15 protein-coding genes are annotated in these 18021 nt (G+C 69.4%); 8 read left to right on the plus strand and 7 right to left on the minus strand.

Features of this window, described 5'->3' with window-relative positions; all coding sequences use genetic code 11:
- Positions 1–104 precede the first annotated feature (104 nt).
- Positions 105–1985, plus strand: coding sequence for a porin (locus tag QHF84_RS38520; protein ID WP_281318543.1), 1881 nt, complete (start codon positions 105–107; stop codon positions 1983–1985).
- Between the two features lie 64 nt (positions 1986–2049).
- Positions 2050–3330, plus strand: a complete 1281-nt coding sequence (locus QHF84_RS38525) for a penicillin-binding transpeptidase domain-containing protein (RefSeq protein ID WP_281318544.1) — start codon at positions 2050–2052, stop codon at positions 3328–3330.
- Here QHF84_RS38525 and QHF84_RS38530 read toward each other — a convergent pair.
- Complete coding sequence (locus QHF84_RS38530) at positions 3327–3920, minus strand: thymidine kinase (RefSeq protein WP_281318545.1); 594 nt, start codon at positions 3918–3920, stop codon at positions 3327–3329. The two genes, QHF84_RS38525 and QHF84_RS38530, sit on opposite strands and share 4 nt — an antisense overlap.
- 373 nt (positions 3921–4293) lie before the next feature.
- Between QHF84_RS38530 and QHF84_RS38535 the strand changes: the two genes are divergently transcribed.
- Entirely contained in the window at positions 4294–4461 is a 168-nt protein-coding gene (locus QHF84_RS38535) for a hypothetical protein (RefSeq protein ID WP_281318546.1), read from the plus strand.
- A 158-nt stretch (positions 4462–4619) separates the two neighbouring features.
- The gene (locus tag QHF84_RS38540) at positions 4620–4787 is read left to right on the plus strand and encodes a hypothetical protein (protein WP_281318547.1); all 168 of its coding nucleotides are present in this window, start codon (positions 4620–4622) and stop codon (positions 4785–4787) included.
- A 53-nt stretch (positions 4788–4840) separates the two neighbouring features.
- On the opposite strand, the gene QHF84_RS38545 is transcribed toward QHF84_RS38540, so the two are convergent.
- From QHF84_RS38545 to QHF84_RS38560, 4 genes are read right to left on the minus strand one after another with little or no spacing between them, the layout of a single operon-like run.
- Complete coding sequence (locus tag QHF84_RS38545; RefSeq protein WP_281318548.1) at positions 4841–5302, minus strand: hypothetical protein; 462 nt, start codon at positions 5300–5302, stop codon at positions 4841–4843.
- Positions 5303–5355: 53 nt separating this feature from the next.
- Positions 5356–8370, minus strand: a complete 3015-nt coding sequence (locus QHF84_RS38550; protein ID WP_281318549.1) for a BamA/TamA family outer membrane protein — start codon at positions 8368–8370, stop codon at positions 5356–5358.
- On the minus strand, positions 8367–9692 hold the full coding sequence (locus QHF84_RS38555; RefSeq protein ID WP_281318550.1) for a hypothetical protein: 1326 nt from the start codon (positions 9690–9692) through the stop codon (positions 8367–8369). The genes QHF84_RS38550 and QHF84_RS38555 overlap by 4 nt, the downstream gene beginning before the upstream one ends.
- A 41-nt stretch (positions 9693–9733) precedes the next feature.
- On the minus strand, positions 9734–10627 hold the full coding sequence (locus QHF84_RS38560) for a formyltransferase family protein (protein ID WP_281318551.1): 894 nt from the start codon (positions 10625–10627) through the stop codon (positions 9734–9736).
- A 62-nt stretch (positions 10628–10689) separates the two neighbouring features.
- Here QHF84_RS38560 and QHF84_RS38565 point away from each other — a divergent pair, with 62 nt between their 5' ends.
- Genes QHF84_RS38565 through QHF84_RS38575 form a run of 3 tightly spaced genes read left to right on the plus strand, consistent with a single transcriptional unit; the run spans position 10690 to position 13354 of the window.
- Positions 10690–11478: an ATP-binding cassette domain-containing protein gene (locus tag QHF84_RS38565; RefSeq protein ID WP_281318552.1), complete on the plus strand. Its 789-nt coding sequence runs from the start codon at positions 10690–10692 to the stop codon at positions 11476–11478.
- 15 nt (positions 11479–11493) lie between these two features.
- Entirely contained in the window at positions 11494–12384 is an 891-nt protein-coding gene (locus tag QHF84_RS38570) for a permease-like cell division protein FtsX (protein WP_272416944.1), read from the plus strand.
- 1 nt (position 12385) lies between these two features.
- Complete coding sequence (locus QHF84_RS38575) at positions 12386–13354, plus strand: peptidoglycan DD-metalloendopeptidase family protein (RefSeq protein ID WP_281318553.1); 969 nt, start codon at positions 12386–12388, stop codon at positions 13352–13354.
- 4 nt (positions 13355–13358) lie between these two features.
- Here QHF84_RS38575 and QHF84_RS38580 read toward each other — a convergent pair whose 3' ends face one another.
- Together QHF84_RS38580 and QHF84_RS38585 are read right to left on the minus strand one after the other, a co-directional pair.
- Complete coding sequence (locus tag QHF84_RS38580; protein WP_281318554.1) at positions 13359–15407, minus strand: ATP-binding protein; 2049 nt, start codon at positions 15405–15407, stop codon at positions 13359–13361.
- Positions 15404–16837: a PAS domain S-box protein gene (locus tag QHF84_RS38585; protein ID WP_281318555.1), complete on the minus strand. Its 1434-nt coding sequence runs from the start codon at positions 16835–16837 to the stop codon at positions 15404–15406. The genes QHF84_RS38580 and QHF84_RS38585 overlap by 4 nt, the downstream gene beginning before the upstream one ends.
- Positions 16838–17123: 286 nt before the next feature.
- On the opposite strand from QHF84_RS38585, the gene QHF84_RS38590 reads away from it, so the two are divergent.
- Complete coding sequence (locus tag QHF84_RS38590; RefSeq protein ID WP_281318556.1) at positions 17124–18008, plus strand: alpha/beta hydrolase-fold protein; 885 nt, start codon at positions 17124–17126, stop codon at positions 18006–18008.
- Positions 18009–18021 lie beyond the last annotated feature (13 nt).

Genomic DNA, 18021 nt, shown 5'->3' on the forward strand with positions numbered 1-18021 from the left:
TGTCGCTTGCTCGTGCCCCGCCGTCCGCGCGTGGCTTGACCCTCTGCGCGTCGCATGCGAGCGTCGTGCCCGCCCGTCGGGCGCGAAGCCGGAAACATTCGCGAATGCTGCATACGAAAAGCGGGGACACGAAGCGCCTCGAAGGACGCCTTCGCGGGAGCATAGCCAAGGCGGTGCTCTCCGGCGCGCTCGCGTGTGTTTTTTCTGTCCCGGCGGCGCTCGCGCAAGTGCCGCCGAAGCCGGCTGGTCCCGACGACAAGGCCACAGGGGAAGGAAAAACCCAGGCGGATCAAGCTGCGCCGAAGCCCACGGTGATCGTGCCGCGGCCCCTCGTGCGGACGAACGTGGTCATTGCGCCGCCCACGCCCGCCGGCCCGCCGCCGCCGCCGCCCGCCGGGAAAACGCCGCCCGCGGTCACGCCGCCGCCCGCGCCCGTGCAGCCGTTTCCGATCGAGGTCGACGTGCCTTCGCGCACGGAGCCGCGGATGGCGCTGGCCGGTTTTCAAGGCGGGATTTTTCTACGTGATCCCTCGGACGACATCCGCATGTATGTCCGGGGCCGTCTGCACCTCGATTTCCATTCCTTCCTCGGTGGCGGCGCGAGCGCGCTTCCAGCGAAGGACGGCGGAGCGCTGCTCGCGCCCCGTTTTTTCGCCCGCCGCGCCCGTATCGAGCTCGCGGCCGACCTCTTCCGCCGATGGTTTGCCCTCGTCGGCGTGGATTTCGGTGGGCAGCCCATAACGAACCCGATGGGCGAGGCGCAGCCCCCGACGGTTCCGCCCGGACAAGCGCCCCTCTCGGCATGGACGCGTTTCGCGCCGCCCCAGTCCGTGGGGGCGACGGCGCAGCTCGCGAACGTGTACATCGACTACACGCTCCTGCGTCAGTTTCACGTGATGCTCGGGCAACACCAGGCGCCGTTTTCCATGGAGAACCGCACGGGCAACGATCAGCACCCGTGGATGGAGCGCGTGCTGCCGATTCGAGCGTTCGTCCAGCCGAACGGCAAGGAAATCGGCATGACGATCTGGGGCGACCTCAACGAAGCGCAAACCCTGAGCTACGAGCTCGGCGTCTTCGTCGGCGACGGACCGAATCGACCGCAGGTCGACGGCTACCCCGATTTCATCGGCCGCTTCGTGGTGCGCCCGTTCTCGCGGGAACGACCCACGACCAAGGAGGAGTTCGCGGAGCAGTACAACAACCTGCCGCGACGGCTCCTGTCGCGCGCGCACATCGGCGTGAGCGTGCAGCGCGGCGCGCGCGACCCGGCGTTTGTCGCGTACGACTATCCCGCGATCACGACCGCGCAGGGGTTCGCATTGTGGGATCCGCGGTACCGCGACACACGCGGCAGGCTCGTGCGCGTCTTGCCGTCGGGCGCGCAAAACCGCATCGGCGGCGAGCTACGTTTGCCGTTCGGTCCGTTCGACATCCGCGCCGAAGCGTACTGGGTCGACAACGGGACCCGCGAGGCGATCGATGGGCTCGCGTTCGAGCACACCGAGCGGCTCGGGAATGTCGAGGGCGTGGGCTGGTACGCGCACGTTTCGGCGTGGCCCGTCGGGGACGCGTTCGTGAACGGCGAACCGGGTTTTTCCCGGCCACCCAGGCTCGATCTTTCGAGCCCGGCGATCCAAAAGCGCGATGACGATCGGCGCGGGCTCGAGGTGATGGCGATCGCGGCGGGCGTGCACGCGCGATACGACGGCGCCGCGCGTGGAGGCGACTACGACGCGGCGACGCCGGGCGCGCCGGGGCGTACGTCGAAGATTTCGGTCTTCCAGTTCGGGCTCGGCGCGACGTACTGGCACACGCGGTTCGTCCGGGTGACGGTGAACTGGCTCGCCTACCATACGCCGGGGAGCGGGGCGGGGGAGAACCTCGCGCTCGTGCCGGGGAATTTGCTCGCGGACGCGGACAATCCCGCGCAAAGCGCGACGTGGATGCACGAGATCGGCGCGCGCGCGGCCGTGAACTTCTGAGCCGGCGACGTCGCACAACATTTTTGGCCCAGCCCCACGCCGCGCGTTAAGGCCCGAGGAGCCAATGCGTCAGTGGATCGCCATCGGTGCCGCCGTGGGGCTCGTTGCCGTCACGCTCCCCATGCTGCGCAAGCACGACGTGGAGCTCGCGGGCCTTCTCGCCAAGAGCAAAATCGAAACGAACGGAGGACCCGTCGTCACGCGGGAGGTGACGCCACCCCCACTGACCGACATCGACCTGACGCGGATCGACGATCGCGGAAACATCGCGATCGCGCCGGCCCACGGCAATCGCAGGGCCGAGCTTTCGGTGGTGCCGAAGTATCAGCGGGCGGCCGTCGCGCTTTTGCGCGGCGGGCACGTGCCCGAGGGCGCCGTCGTGATGACCGACATCAAGACGGGTCGGGTGCTCGCGTGGGCGAGCTACGTGGATCAAGGCGCGATGCACGACGTCGCGTCGGAGGCGACGGCGCCTTCGGCGAGCGTGTTCAAGATCGTGACGGCGACGGCGCTCGTGGAGCACGCCGGGCTCGGGCCCAACACGAAGCAGTGTTACTCGGGCGGCGAGCACGCGATCACCGCGAAGGACATGATCGACAACAAGAAGCGCGACAAGTGGTGCGCCACGCTCGCGCAGGCCATGGGCCGCAGCTTGAACACGGTGTTCGCGCGGCTCGCGGCCAAGCACCTCGATCGCGGCGAGCTCGAAGGGACGGCGCAGAAGCTCGGCTGGGGGCAGGACATCCCGTTCGACGTGAAGCTCGCGCAGAGCACGATCACGCTGCCCGAGGACGACCTCGGCTTCGCCCGCACGGCCGCAGGCTTCTGGAACACGACGCTCTCGCCGTTCCAGGGCGCGAACCTGGCGACGACGATCGCGAACGGCGGCGAAATGGTGCGCCTGTCGATCGTCGCGAGCGTGAAGGACGAGGAAGGCGAGATCTACAAGGGCCCCACGGTCCGCATGCCGATCAAGCGCGTGATGAGCGAGCAGACGGCCCGAGCGATCACGTCGATGATGGAAGAGACGGTCGATTCGGGGACGAGTTACAAGTCGTTCCACGATCGAGCCGGCCGATCCTACCTGCCGGACATCCGCATCGCGGGCAAGACGGGCACGCTGACGAAGCCGACGCCCGAGGGCCCGTACTACACGTGGTGGGTGGGCTTCGCGCCCAGCGACAAACCCGAGGTCGCGCTGTCGGTGCTCGTGGCGAACGGCGCGAAGTGGCGCGTGAAGGCGACGAACGTGGCCGCCGACATGCTGCGCGTGTACTTCGCGGACAAGAACGTGCCGGGCGTGCGGAGCCCGTTCGATTCGGGGTCGGTGGCCCGGCGGGATTAAAGCGCCGATCCGAACTCGGTGCGCGGGACGTCGCGGGGCTCGAAGCAGCCGCGGCAGCGCGCCTCGTAGCTCTCGGCGCCGCCGACGAGCACCGTGGTGGCCTTGGGGATGAGGCGTTGCGAGCGGCTCGCAGGGCCGCCGCAGACGGCGCAGACGGCGTGCACCTTCGTGACCTCCTCGGCGATGGCCATGAGCTCGGGCATCGGCGGGAAGGGGCGGCCGAGGTAGTCCTGGTCGAGGCCGGCCGCGATGACGCGCAGGCCTCGATTGGCGAGTTTGTCGCAGACCTCGACGATGCCTCGATCGAAGAACTGCGCCTCGTCGATGGCGACGACGTCGGTCTCGTCGAGCACGCGCTCCTCGATGCTCGCGCTCGTGCCGACGGCCACGGCCTCGACGCTCACGGCCTCGTGGCTGACGATGCGATGCGCGTCGTAGCGATCGTCGATGCGAGGCTTGAACGCCTGGACGCGCTGGCGAGCGAGGATGGCGCGCTTGATGCGCCGGATGAGTTCTTCGGTTTTTCCACTGAACATCGAGCCCGTGATGACCTCGACGGACCCTGTCGGACGAGCAGGTACCCCGCGCACGGGCGGAGACAGACCCCGGACGGCGGAAAGAGGCAAGGGGAAACGGCAGGCTCGGTATCGCGCCGCCCCCGGTCCGCGCGCGGCGTGTGATCGGAATGGCTCGGATCTCGGGGAATTTCGGAGGTTTGTGGGAGCTCGGTCGCTCGATGAAAACCCTCCGTCGGTGAAGCATGCACTGCGTCGCTACCGGATCTTTCGTCGCGCGCGCTGGACGGACACGCGGAAATCAGGCGCCGCCTTTGTGCAGCTTGTGCCCGGCTCGCGAGTGCATGCTAGGATGGCTGCTGTGCAAGTTGTGCTCCGCAAGCTCGGCCGTGGCTCCCGCGCCGTCGTCGGTCGACTGGTACGTGCTCCGCGGAAAGGCTCCGTCGTCGTGATCGAGTTTTCCGACGGGATGCACGAATACGTGACGACGCCGGTCAAGCGGGTCCTCCGGCTCGCGGGGCGGGAAGTGTTCTACATCGAGACCGTGAACTCCCGGTATCGCCTCGAGGTCCGCGGCCGTGAGGTCGCCCTCGACGGAGCGGTCGGCGGGAGCTGACGAGCCCACCTCGATCCCTTCCCAAACCCTTCCCAAATCCTTGCGGGCGGGCCCAGTCTTGGGCAGATTTGCCGCCCGTTTATCGAACCGAACGACGGGGCTCACGCAGCTCGGCTGCGCGAGGGCCCGACGATGCATCCCCCGAGGAGTCACACGCGATGGGTTACCGTGATCGCCGCAACTCGATCAAGATGAGGCGCCGCAAGGCACAGGCGAAGAAGAAGGCGCGCGCCAAGGCACCGAAGGTCGAGCAGACCACGCAGGAGACCGCAGCGCCGAAGAAGTCGAAGAAGTCCGCGGCTGCGGCGCCGGCGGCTGCTAGCTGAACGACTCCCTCACCCCTGCCCCTCTCCCTGCACGGGAGAGGGGAGGATGAGCTTTACAAACCGTCCCTAGCGCTGCCGGTTTCGCCCTTCGGCGTGGCCGTGTCCGCGGGACGATCGAGGAGCGCCGTGTCACCCGCGGCGCACTCCTCCGTGTCGACGTGCCAGCCGCTCGCGTTGCGCCAGCGCTGGAGGAGCTCGGTCGTGCGCAGCTCGGCCTCGTCGATGCGTTGCCACTCGACACGCACGCGCACCTCGGCCTCGTCGCGGTTTTTCATGCGCACGTCCGAAAGCTCGAGGTCGACGACACGCACGCGGTCACCCCAGGAGGCGTGACGCTTCGCCCACGCGTCGCGCGCCGAGAGCGCGACGTGCTCACGCGCGATGTCCATGCGGCCAAAGCGCAGCGCCGTGTTGTGGTCGTACGCGGCGTCCATGAGCTTGTCCGTCGGCGTCTGCGGCATGACGCAGCCGAGCGGAGCCAGCGCGAGGAGGAGGAGGGCGAGGGGAAGGCGCACGTGCCGAAGAGACGCCTTGCACGAGGATCGGGGCAAGTTCTTGGCCTTTCTCGTCAGAACGCGCTGGAGGCGAGGAAGTACATCTGGCCGCCCGGGATCGCCTTGCCGCTGAAGCCGTAGGCATAACCGAAGCGGAGCTGCGTGTTGAGGTAGTAGCCGAGCGAGAGGCCGAGCCAGAGCTCGGCGCCGATCGAGGTGTGGAGCTTGGGCGCGTCGATGAGCGCGCCGTTCGAGAGGAACGAGACGTCGTCGCGCGTGAGCTTGTCGAAGGCGCCGCCGTAGTCGACGAAGAGGTTGCCGTCGAGGCGGCGGACGAAGAAGGGGAGCGTGGACAAACCCCAGTCGGGCTTGAGGATCGGGAAGCGGTACTCGGCGTTCGTGAGCAGGTACGCGCGGCCCGAGGCGCTGCCCGGCGCGTAGCCGCGCAGGACGAAGGAGCCGTCGTAGATGCCCGTGGTGACCGTGTCGACGATGCTGACGTTGTCGAGGTCGTAGCCGCCGACGAAGAAGAAGCCGTCGCGCGGGTAGGTGCCCGCAGCGATGCCGCCCGCGACGCGCAAGGCGAGCGTGTGCAAGCCACGCCAGGGCATGGGGATGTAGCCCGCGATGGAGGTCTCGGCCGTCTGGAGGGTGAAGTTGCTGCCGGTCGGCGGGCCCGCGTACTCGACGGCGAAGCGCATCGAGTAGCCGCGGATCGAGCCGGCCGCGTCGAGCGAGCCTTCGACGTTGGAGAAGGAGTAGGCCGCGCGGACGGTGCCGATCGTGCCGCCGATGGGAAGGCGCGTGCGCGTGGCGTACGGGTCGAGCTGGGTTTGTCCGGGGAGCTCGCCGCGGAAGCCGGTGAACGAGTAGGAGAGGCTGACGCTCTGATCGTTGAACTCGCCCGGGAAGCGGTAGACGAGGCTCGACGAGAGGCCGATGCCGCGCTCGTCGTAGGGGATGTCGCGGCCGTTGATGCGGTAGCCCTGGTAGCGCGGGGAGACGGCGTAGGAGAGGCGGATGCCGAGGTCGACGGGGAGCCTGCGGTAGGAGTAGTCGAGGTTCACGCGCGGCGCGGGCGCGGCGAAGTCGGCGATCATCTGCGCCTGGAACTCGTGAAAGCCCGCGACGTCGGCGCCGTACGTGGAGAGCGTGAGCGCGTTCTGGCTGTAGTTGCCGGGGCCGAAGGAGACGGCGTAGTTGCGCGGCGCGAGCGTGGAGAACGGCTGATACGGCGTCTTCCGCATGAGGACGCGCTCGGCCTCGGGCGGAGGATCGGGGCGATCCGTGGGCGCCGGCGGCGCGTCGAGGAAACGCGCCGGGTCGAGCGGCATCGCGTAGAGGTCGTACCCCTTCGAGGTGTAGCCGACGTAGACGAGGGTTTTGTCGTCGGGGCTCACCGCGGGCTGGAGCGCGCCGACGCGCACGTTCGTGACTTGCTTGAGCCCGCGGCTCCCGACGTCGTAGGCGTAGATGTTCGGGACGCCGCTGCGATCCGAGGAGAAGTAGAGGGTTTTTCCGTCGCTCGACCAGGTGGGGTTCGCGTCGATGGCGCGGTCGTGCGTGATGTTCTCGAAGGAGCCGGTGGCGACGTCGACGACGCGGATGTCGCGGTAGCCGCCCGCGGTCCACGCGCTGTAGGCGATGGAGCGGCCGTCGGGCGAGAAGCGCGGCGTGTAGGCCTGCTCGAAGCGCGCGCTCGGGACGAGGTCACGCCGGTTCTGGATGTGGCCCTCGGGGTCGAGGTCGGCGATCTGGAGGAAGGTCGTGCCCTTCGTGTTGACGGTGAACGTGATGCGACGGCCGTCGGGGCTCACGTCGGGCGCGCCGGCGCGCAGGCCCGTGGTGAGGCGATGGCGCGCGGCTTCGTCGCCGCGCGGCGCCGTCTTGCCGTTCTCGACGCGGTAGAGGTCGTCGCGGCGGTAGACGATCTTGAAGGGGCCGTTGCTCTGGTGGAAGTGATCACCGGCCGGCGAGAACGACGAGGCCGAGGAGCCGCGGGTGCGGGCGACGAGCTGCGATTCCTCCTCGAACGCGTCGTGGCGGGTGCTCAGGCGCGCGCGGTAGATGCCCTCGCGGACGTTGTAGTCGTCGCGGTAGTAGACGAGCTCGTCGGCGTCCGTGGCGCGAGCGTTTCGCGGGACGAACCGCGGGTAGAGGACGTTCCGGCCGTGGCGGGTGAGGCGTACGCCTTCGCGCAGGCCCCGCGCTTCGATGGCGCGCACCTGCGCGGCGTACTTGAGGCGCAGGTGATCCTTGAAGCCGTCGTAGAGCTCTTCGTACGTGCGGCCGGTGGCGCGGCGGATCGAGCGGTTGATGCCCCAGGGGATGAGGTTCTGGCCGTAGTCCGCGGCGACGGCCGTCATCGTGTGGCCGCCGTAGACGTCGGTGATCCAGCCGAGGAAACGCGAGCCGTAGAGGTACCAGATGTTGCCCTGCGGCCAGCGCATCGAGGTCGACGACATCTGATCGAGCCGGGCCATGTTGTCGTCGAGCACGTCGGCGCGCAGGTACATGTCGAAGAGCGCGGAGCGGAGGCGGCCCGCGCTCGACTCGCGCGACTCGTACACGGTGGCGAGGCCCTCGATGATCCATCGCGGCTGCACCTGGTTCGGCGCGTACGACTTGCCGAGGATCGCGTTGGCGATCGCGGGCAGCCCCGAGATGTTGTCGAGGTGCAGGATGTGCGTGTGCTCGTGCGTGATGAGGTCGAGCAGCCAGTCGTCGTAGTCGCCGAGAGGGGAGAGATCCTCGGGCGCGGTCGCGTAGAGGCGGACCGTGTTGAAGGGCAGCGCCGTGGCCGATCCGTTCGCCGAGTCGACGTCGTCCGTGATCACGATCTCGGTGACGCTGCGCGGGCGGTTTCCGAGCGCGACGGTGAGGCGCGCGTGGATGCCCTCCGAGACGCGCGCCACGCGCTCGGCGAGCGGCGTGAGCGTCGACGGGTAATGGACGCGGAAGTGCGCCGTCTCGATGGTTTGCCAATCGAGGTCGGGGTCTCCGACGGCCTCGGCGGTGCGGGGCACGGCGAGGGCCAAGGAGAGCGCGGCGCCTACGAGGGCCGCACGGCGTTTGCGAGAAGGCTTCACAGGTCGTCGTAGAACATCGGCTCGCGGTTCCGCGCGTAGCGGTAGACGAGCTGCCTGCCCTCGTTGCCGATCTGGGTGAAGCGCGCGCCGAAGCCGGGCTCGGAGGAGCCGCTCGCTTCGCGCGTCCATTGCACGATGGCCTTCGCGTAGAACTCGTAGTCGCCGGGGAGCAGGACGCGGAGTTGCACCTCGGCGCCGAGCTTCGGGATGCGGTAGGTCGAGACGAAGATGCCGCCGTGCTCGATGACGTCGTTGCCGGAGAGGCCTTTGTAGAAGTTCGAGGAGCTGTGCGTGCCGAGCTCGACGTCGACGGCGCGCGTGCCGGGCGGAGGCGCGTGCTCTTTGACCTTCGCGGGCGCAGGCGTGGCCCTGGCGGGCGCGGGCGTGGGTTGCGTGCGCGGCTCGGCCTTCGCAGGCGCGGGCGTGGGCGCGGGCTCCTTGGCCTTCGCGGGCGCAGGGGCCGGCGTGGGCGCGGGCGCGGGCTTGATCTCCGCGACGGGCTGCGGCGCGGGCGTGGCCTTCACCTCGACGACGGGCTGCGGCGCGAGGATCGGCGCGGGCTTGATCTCCGCGACGGGTTGCGGTGCGGGCGCAGGCTCGGGGACGATCTGGAGGACCGGCGCGGGCTTGATGATCTCGACCGGTTCGGGCGCGGGAAGGGGTGCAGCCTTCGGTGGCGCCAAAGGTTCGGTCGCGGGAAGGGTTGCAGCCTTCGGTGGGGCCAAAGGTTCGGGCGAGGGGATGGGTGCAAGCCTCGCCTCCGACACAACCGGTTGGGGTGCGGGAAGGGGTGCAGGCTTCGCCTGCGCCAAAGTTTCGGTCGCGGGAAGGGGTGCAGCCTTCGGTTGCGCCAAAGTTTCGGTCGCGGGAAGGGGTGCAGCCTTCGGTGGCGCCAAAGGTTCGGGCGCGGGAAGGGGTGCAGGCTTCGCTTCAGCGACCGGTTCGGGTGCGGGAGCGGGTGCAGCAGGCTTCGCTTCGGCGACCGGTTGAGGCGCGGGCGCACCCGTGCCCTTGTACTTCGCGAGCGCGTTCACCTTCGCGAGCGACGCGGCGACGGCTTCGAGCACCGTGTCGACCGCAGGGTGATCCACGTCGAGCGCCTGCACGTCCGCGAGGACCTTGCGTACGTTCTTGAGGGCGACGTCGCGGCCGTCGAGCACGGCGCCGTTGCTGCGCTCGATCTTGTGCAGGATGCCCATCGTCTTCGCGATGGGCTCGGCGGCTTCGAGGAGCTCGTCCGGCGCGTCGTCGGCACTCTGCAGGGCACCGAGCGCCTCGGCGAGGGATGCGCGCGCGGTCTTTGCGAGCTGAGCGGGTTCCACGGTCCTCCTCCAAGAAAGCGCGCCTGTCGCGGAGCGCGGCGTCAGCCTAGCAAAGGCTCCGGCGCAAGAAAGAGGCGGGCGAAGGCTTCTGCCGGGGCAGGCGCGCCGTCGATCTCACCGCGGACCAGGATCACCGCGCCATCGCCGGTGCGAACCACGGCAAAGCCCCCCTCGGCGTACCCCTCTCCAGGCTCCAGCGCTTCAGGAAAACGCGGCGCTTTGCGGGCCTCGAGCACGGTGACGAGCGTGCCCGCGATCTCCGTGAAGGCCCCGGGCGCAGGCGCGAGGGCGCGGATGTGGCGGAGGACGCGGTCGGTGGGCCAGGTCCAGCGGATCGCATGCTCGTCCTCGCCGAGGGCAGGCGCGTACGTGACGCGGTCTTCGTCTTGCGGGATCTCGGCGATCGTCTCGCCGCGGGAGAAGCGCATGCACGTGCGGCGCAAGGCGCGGAGCGAAGGGCGATCGAGGGCGCGCGCGAGATCCCAGCCGGTCCAGCGCGGATCGATCGCGAGCTCTTCCTGTTCGAGGATCGCGCCCGTGTCGTACTCCTCGGCGATGCGATGCACGGACACGCCCGTGACCTCGTCGCCGCTCAGGATCGCCCACGTCGTCGGATCCGGTCCGCGATGGCGCGGCAGGAGCGAGGGGTGCACGCCGATGCCGCCGAGCCGCGCGGCGTTGACGAGGCGCATCGGGAGGCGTGTCGTCCAGAACCAGCTCACGACGAGGTCGGGCGCGAGGCGCCTCACCCGATCGACGAGCGCGGGATCGGTCACCTTCGGGCGGACGAGGACACGCTCGCCGAAGATGCGGCGCGCGCGACGCAAGCCGAGCGCGTCCTTGCGGCAGACGGCGCAAAGCTCGATCGAGTGCCCATCCTTCGCGAGCAAGAGCGCGGCGAGCGGCAGGCCGAAAAACGCGATGCGGAGCGGCATGGCCTCTCTCCCTTACCCCAAAAATTTTCCCGCTTCGTAGGGCCCTGGTAGCAATCGCGCCCATGGCGTCATCCCCGCGCCCTTCGTTTCACCCGGCCTTGCGGCCCGGGCATCGGTTCGACCCGGCTGCAGCGAGGCGACCGATCCTGGTATTCGAGGACGTGCACAAGGCCTACCGGCCCGACCAGCCCGTCCTGCGGGGGATGTCGCTCACGATCGAGCGGGGCGAGTTCGTGTTCATCACGGGGCCCTCGGGCTCGGGCAAGAGCACGCTCCTCCGCCTCGTGCACCGCACCGAGCGCGTCGACGAGGGGCGGATCCTCTTCCTCGGCCGCGACGTGGGGCGCCTGCGCGAGGAGTCGATCCCGGCCTTGCGCCGCAACATCGGGTACGTGTTCCAGGACTTCAAGCTCGTGCCGAGCTGGACCGTGTTCGACAACGTCGCCGTGGCCCTCGAAGTCGTGGGCCTGCCGCCGCGGCTCGTGCGCAGCCGCGTCGGCGAGGCGCTCGAACGCGTGGGGCTCGCGGGGCGCGGCGACGAGGAGGCCAAGCGGCTCTCGGGCGGCGAGCAGCAGAGGGTCGCGATCGCGCGGGCGATCGTGGGCGAGCCGGCGCTCATCCTCGCGGACGAGCCGACGGGCAACCTCGATCCGCAGCTCGCGATCGACATCCTCGGCCTGTTCGAGGACATCCACGAGACCGGGGCCACCGTGCTTTTCGCGACGCACGATCGGACGCTGCTCGACGTGCGGCCGCGGCGCGTGGTGGTGCTCGACGCCGGCAAGGCGACGGACGCGCCGAACGGGCTCGACGTGGCCGGCGCAGAAGCCCCGATGAACCTCGTGGCGTAGGGAGGGAGTGACCGCATGGCGAGCGAACGGTACGGCGTGCGAGTGCCCATGAAGGCCTGGAGACCCGGGCGAGGGGACATGCGCGTGCACGTGCAGTCGATTTTCTCCCTCGCCGTCGCGTTCGTGTGCCTGGCGGCCTCACTGCTCGTGGTGACGAACCTCTCGGCGGTGCGTGATCGCTGGTCGCGGGCCGGGCGCGCGACGGTGTACCTGCGCGACGGCGTGGCCGACCCCGAGGTGAACGAGCTCGTCCGCGCGCTCGAACGGACGCCGGGTGTGAAGCGCGTGCGGCACGTGACGAGCGTGGAGGCGCGGCGCGAGATCGTGGTCGACGAGTCCGACGCGGCGCTCGCCTCGCTGCCGCCGGCCGCGTTTCCGGCCTCGCTCGAGCTCGGCTTCACGGACGACATCGGCGAGACCGATCTCCAGTCGATCGCGCTCAAGCTGCGGGCGTTGCCGGCGGTGGAGACGGTCGAGACGTATCAGCGCTGGACCGAGCGCCTCTCGTCGCTGCTCGGCGGCGGCGTGTCGGCGAGCGCGGCGCTCGCGGTGGTCGTGATGTGCGCGGTCTTCAGCGTGATCAGCTCGACCATGCGCCTCTTGCTGAGCCGGAGGCGGACCGAGGTCGAGGTCTTGAAGCTCGTCGGTGCGACGAACGAGTTCGTGCGTCGTCCCTTCGTGATCGAGGGCGCGATGCAAGGCGCGGCGGGCGCGGCGGCGGCGATCGCGCTGCTCGGCGGGCTGTTTTTCCTGGTGCGCGGGCGCTTCGATCACGAGCTCGCGAACCTGCTCGGTTTGTCGCCCTCGTTCTTGCCCTGGACCGTCTCGCTCGGGCTCGTGCTCCTCGGCGGCGCGCTCGGCGCGACGACCGCGCTCGTGAGCCTGCGCCGGATGGCGGCGATCTGACATGAGGCGCCGCACGTCGCTCCTGCCCGTCTTGCTCCTCGCGCTCGTCTCGGGCGCGGCGCGAGGCGGCACGCCCGTGGAGTCGCTGCCCGCGCAGGGGCCGAGCGCGCTCTCGTCCGTCGCGGATTTCGAGCGGCTCTTGAAGCGGATCGACGACGAGCAACGCGCCGTCGAGACGGAGCTCGCAGGCATCGATCCGCGCATCGAGACCCTGCGCAAGCGCATGCTGGCGCGCGGCCGGGCGTACTACCGTCACGTGCACGCAGGCCTCTTGCCCGTGGGGGAAGGCTTCGACGCGCTCGTCGATCACGCGGCGCGGGTCGAGCGGGTTCGTCGCGCGCTCGAGCGCGACATCGCCGACGAGAAGGCGCTGCTCGAACGTCGCACCGAGCTCGAAGGCCGCATCCTGCGGCTGCGCGGTGAGCGTGCGCCGCTCGAGCTGCAGCGCGAGGCCATGATGCGGGCCAAGCGCGCGCTCGAAGCCGAAGACGAGCGCAGGGCGGCGTTCGCGCGCGCGTTCGAGTCGTCGACACGCCCGGATTACGTGGCGATTTACGGCGCCGACAGCGGGCCACGCGACGCGGACGCGCGCCTCGGGTTCGAAGCGCAAAAAGGCCGCCTGCTTTTTCCGGTCGCGGGGCGCGCCGAGGTGCGGCGGTCCTCGAAGCACGGCGTGAGCGGGATCGAGCTCTTCACGCAGCCCGGCGCGGCCGTGCGCAGCGTCGCCGCGGGTCGTGTGGTCTTCGCGGATCGGTACGACGGCTACGCGCTCACGGTGATCATCGATCACGGCGATCGTTACTACAGCGTGTACGCGAGCCTCGGTGGCACCGAGCTCCGCGCGGGTGATCCCGTGGCCGCGGGCGCGCGCGTGGGCACGGCGCCGGCTGCGGGGCAGGGCGACACCGTGTACTTCGAGATCCGCCGCGGCGCGACCCCGCTCGATCCCGGCCCCTGGCTCGGGCTCTAGCGCATCACGCGACCTCGGACCGGAGCGCGACGCCCCAGCGCGGCAGCCTCACCGTGAACGTCGAGCCCTCGCCGGGCTGGCTCTTCGCCTCGATCGTCCCGCCGTGCGCCTCCACGATCTGCCGCGCGATGAAGAGGCCGAGCCCGAGCCCTCCGTAGTGCTTGAGCGACACCGCGCGTTCGAATCGCTCGAAGATCCGCGCGCACGCCTCGGGCTCGATCCCCATCCCGTGATCGACGACGGAGATCCGCACCGCGTCGCCGTCCTCCGCGATCATGACCTCGATGGGCCGGCCGCACCCGTACTTCACCGCGTTCTCCAGCAGGTTCGTGAGGACCTGGTCGAGCCGCATGGGATCCCAGCGGCCGACGATCGACGTGCACGAACGCAGCTCGATCTTGGATCCCGTCTCGCTCGCCTCCGTGGTGAAGCGCTCGGTCACGTCGCGGGCGAGCACGCAGAGGTCGACGGTCTCCGGCTCGATCACGAGCTGACCGGCCGTGATGCGTGTGACGTCGAGCAGGCTCTCCACGAGCCGCGTGAGCCGGAAGATCTGGCGTGAGCAGCGCTCGACGCGCCCCGTGAGTTGATCGTTCAGGAGACCGGCGCGCTTGAGCGTTCGTTCGAGCGCTTCGAGCTGGAGCTGCAGCGGCGTGAGCGGCGTTCGGAGCTCGTGCGAGGCGATCATGAAGAACTCGTCGCGCGCGCGGATCGCCTCCTGCGCCTCGCGGTAGAGGCGGGCATTGTCGAGCGCGATGCCGAACCTGCGCCCGAGCTCCTGGGCCACGGCGAGGTCCGCGGGCGTGTACCGACCTCGCGCCGCGCGACGCACGAGCTCGACCACGCCGAGCCGTCGCCCACGAAGCTCGATCGGGACGCAGATGTACGAGATCGGCCCGAGCGAGCGCAGGAGCTCGGGGCTCGTCCCGAGCACGCGCGCCATGCAGGGGAGGCTCTCGATCTCCTCGTGGAGGACCTTGCCGCCGCAGCGGAACGTGTAGTCGGCGCCCTCGCGCCGCCCGATCGAGCGCGAGAGCTCCATCGTGAGCTCTTCGTGACCCGACTTGTTCGCGGCGGCGCAGACGACGAGGGCTCCCTGCTCGTTCGCGATGTCCACGAAGCAGAGATCGCCGAGGAGCGGGATCGCGCGCTCCGCTGCTTTCTGCAGCGTGCCCTCCGTCTCGAGCGAGCTCGTGAGCAGGAGCGTGGTCTCGTCGAGGAACACCTGGATCTCCTCGGCGCGCTTCTGTTCGGTCAGATCTCGCATCACCGTGGCGAAGCCACGCAGCTCGCCGTTCTCGTCGTGCACGGCCGAGAGCCGGAGCTCGGCGCGGAAGTGTGATCCGTCCTTGCGCACGAGAAAGCCCTCGCCGAGGAAGTGTCCATCGCGCCTCGACGCGGCGAGCGCCTCCTCCGGCGCGCCCAGCTCGACGTCGCCCTCCGTGTAGAACGCCGACACGTGCGTGCCGAGGATCGCGCTCTGCTCGTAGCCCATGATCCGCGTCGCGCCGGCGTTCCAGCTCGCGACGCGCCCGTCGGGGTCGAGCATGAAGATCGCGTAGTCCTTCACGGACTCGACGAGCAGCCGGAAGCGCTTCTCGGCCTCCTCGGAGGCGCGCCGCCGCGCTTCCTCCTCGGCGAGCATCACCAAGCGCGCGTGCAGCAGCAGATCGGTCTCGTGCTTGTAGAGTGCGATCTCGATCGCGCCGCGCAGCTCGCGCTCGTTGAAGGGTTTGACCAGGTACCCGAAAGGGCTCGTCGTCTTCGCGCGGACGATGGTCTCCTCGTCGGCGTAGGCCGTGAGGTAGACGATCGGGATGTCGAGCACAGCGCGGATTCGCTCCGCGGCCTGGATCCCGTCCATCGGCCCTTCGAGGCGGATGTCCATCAGGACGAGATCGGGGCGGAGCGCGAGCACCTTTTCGATCGCACGCTCGCCGGAGGCCGCGGTGCCCGAGACCGTGTATCCCAGGGATCGCAGCGTGTTTTCGAGGTCCGCGGCGACGATGCGCTGATCCTCGACGATGAAGATCTTTCGCTTCGCGTCGCTCATGTTTGCGTGGGGGCCAGGGGGAAACGCACCACGAACTTCGTGCCGGCGGCAGGCTGTCGCTCGATCGTCCCGTGGATCTGCTCGGCCAGGATGCACACGAGCTTCAGGCCGAGCGTGCTCGCGTCGCGGAAGTCGATGTCGGGAGGAAAGCCGACGCCGTCGTCCTCGACCTCGAGGACCACACTGTCCCCGTGCCGCTTGAGCCCGACCCGCACCGTTCCATCGCGGCCGGCCGGGAACGCGTGCTTGATCGCGTTCGACACGAGCTCGTTCACCACGAGCCCGCACGTGATCGCCGCGTCCACGCCGAGCGGCACGCCCTCGGCGTCGAAGGCGAGCGCGACGTGAGTGGGGCTCACGCCGTACGTGTAGAGCAGGCCCGTCGCGAGGCTCCGCAGGTACTCGGTGATCTCGACGCGCGCGAGGTCTTTCGACTGGTAGAGCTTCTCGTGAAAAAGCGCGATCGATCGGACGCGCGTCTGGCTCTCCTTGAAGAGCTGCAGCGCGTGCGGGTCCGTGATCTGCCCCATCTGCAGGTTGAGCATGCTGGAGACGATCTGGAGGTTGTTCTTGACCCGATGGTGGATCTCCTTGAGCAAGACCTCTTTCTCCTGGAGCGAGGCGCGGAGCTTCTTCTCGACCAGCTTGCGCTCGGTGATGTCGCGGATCGCGGCCGCGACGAGCAGGCCGTCCTCCGTTTCGATGGGGCTCAAACTGATTTCGACGGGGAACTCGTTGCCGTCCTTGCGACGGCCGTAGAGCTCGAGGCCGGAGCCCATGGGGCGGACGCGCGGGTCGGAGAAGAAGCTCGCGCGGTGATGGGAGTGCCGATCGTGGAAGCGTTCGGGGACGAGGGCCTCGATCGACTTGTCGAGCAGCTCCGCGCGCGGGAAGCCGAAGACGCGCTCGGTCTGCGAATTGCAGAGGACGATCCTGCCCTCGGCGTTGACGATGACGATCGCGTCGGGCGCGGCTTCGAGGAAGCTCCGGAACTTCGCCTGCACGCGGTTGCGCTCGGTGACGTCGCGGATCGCCGCGGTGACGAGCACGCCGCCCTTCGTGCGGATCGGCGAGAGGCTGATCTCGACGGGGAACTCGGTGCCATCCTTGCGGCGCCCGTGCAGCTCGAGGCCCGCGCCCATGGGCCGCGGGCGCGGCTCCTCGGCGTACTGCGTGCGATGCTTGACGTGTTCGGTCCGCAGGCGCTCGGGCACGAGCATGTCGATCGGCTGACCGACGAGCTCGCTGCGCTCGTAGCCGAACATGCGCACGAGCTGGGCGTTGACGAGCATGATCGAGCCCGCGACATCGACGATCACCATGGCGTCGGGCGCGGCCTCCAGAAGCTCGCGAAAGCCCTCCTGCGTAGCTGTCCTCGCCTCGTCTTCCGCCAATGCGCTGCCGCCCGCGCTCGGATGCACGACTTGCACGGTTTCCTGGTCTCCCCACCATGAGCAGAAGGCCGTCGAGCTCGACCAGGGCACATCCGACGGGCGAGTACCGAGGGATCTCCGGCCTGGCCGCCGCTATTGTTACGGCGCCGTACTACTTTGGATCCATAGCGTGACGAGCGGCAAACGCTACCGCGCAGCACGGCGGAGCCTGTCGGATTACGGCTCGAAAGGCAGGCGGTCGGAATCGTGAAGGCGGGTCGTTCGCGCGGCTCGCTTGCTCGCCCATGACGGAAGCGAAGAGCTCCGCTAGAGAGCTTGGCCGATGGCCTTCACCCGCCGCCGCGCCCTCCTCGGCCTCGCCGCGTTTTCGCTCGGCGCCTGTCGCAGCAAGCAGACGCCGCCGTCGCCGGTGGATGGGCTTCGCTGGAAAGACCTCTCGTTCGCGCCGGAAGAACAGCGCGCCCTCGTGCTCGCCGCGCCTTCTTCGCGGCCCTTGCCCGTGCTCGTCGCGTTGCACGGTCGTGGTGAATCGGGGCGTGGGCTCGAGGTCGGCGCGTTTGCGTGGCGTGATGATTACGGCCTCGATCGGATCGATCGAAGGCTTCACGCGCCGCCGCTCACCGGCGCCGAGCTCGAAGGGTTTTTCCGGGCCGATCGGCTCGCGCAGATGAACGACTCGCTCGCGAAACACCCGTACGAGGGCCTCGTCGTCGCTTGCCCGTACACGCCCGTCGTCGCGGATCGATCCGAGAAGGGCGCCGTGCCCTTCGGCCGGTTCGTGACCGACGTGCTCCTGCCGCGCGTGCGCGCCGAAGCGAAGGCGTCCTCGGATCGCGCGGCGACGGGCATCGACGGCGTCAGCATGGGCGGGCGGCTCGCGCTCTTCGTGGGGTTCGCGCATCCGGAGATCTTCGGCGCGGTCGGCGCGCTCCAGCCGGCGCTCAAGCCCGAGGAGGCCCCGGTCTTCGCCAAGCTCGCGCGCGCAGCCATGGACAAGCAGCCGTTCGCGCTCCGGCTCGTGTCGAGCGACGACGATCCGTTCCTGCCGGCCGTGCGGGCGCTCTCCGCGGCGCTCGCGGAGGCCCAGGTCCCGCATCAGCTCGTCGTGACGCCGGGGCCCCACGATTACGCCTGGAATCGTGGGCCCGGCGGGGCCGAGATGCTGCTCTGGCACGAGCGTGTCCTGCGCGGCTTGCCCGCCCCCTGAGCGCCGCCGCGCA

It is taken from the genome of Polyangium sp. y55x31, assembly GCF_029946505.1.
In the GTDB taxonomy this organism is placed as follows: Bacteria; Myxococcota_A; Polyangia; order Polyangiales; family Polyangiaceae; genus Polyangium.

Excerpts from the sequence above, each read along its gene's own strand:
- QHF84_RS38560 (WP_281318551.1), bottom strand. The coding sequence starts at position 10,627 with ATGCCGCTCCGCATCGCGTTTTTCGGCCTGCCGCTCGCCGCGCTCTTG.
- QHF84_RS38575 (WP_281318553.1), top strand. The coding sequence starts at position 12,386 with ATGAGGCGCCGCACGTCGCTCCTGCCCGTCTTGCTCCTCGCGCTCGTC.
- QHF84_RS38590 (WP_281318556.1), top strand. The coding sequence starts at position 17,124 with ATGGCCTTCACCCGCCGCCGCGCCCTCCTCGGCCTCGCCGCGTTTTCG.
- QHF84_RS38580 (WP_281318554.1), bottom strand. The coding sequence starts at position 15,407 with ATGAGCGACGCGAAGCGAAAGATCTTCATCGTCGAGGATCAGCGCATC.
- QHF84_RS38520 (WP_281318543.1), top strand. The coding sequence starts at position 105 with ATGCTGCATACGAAAAGCGGGGACACGAAGCGCCTCGAAGGACGCCTT.
- QHF84_RS38540 (WP_281318547.1), top strand. The coding sequence starts at position 4,620 with ATGGGTTACCGTGATCGCCGCAACTCGATCAAGATGAGGCGCCGCAAG.
- QHF84_RS38525 (WP_281318544.1), top strand. The coding sequence starts at position 2,050 with ATGCGTCAGTGGATCGCCATCGGTGCCGCCGTGGGGCTCGTTGCCGTC.
- QHF84_RS38570 (WP_272416944.1), top strand. The coding sequence starts at position 11,494 with ATGGCGAGCGAACGGTACGGCGTGCGAGTGCCCATGAAGGCCTGGAGA.
- QHF84_RS38565 (WP_281318552.1), top strand. The coding sequence starts at position 10,690 with ATGGCGTCATCCCCGCGCCCTTCGTTTCACCCGGCCTTGCGGCCCGGG.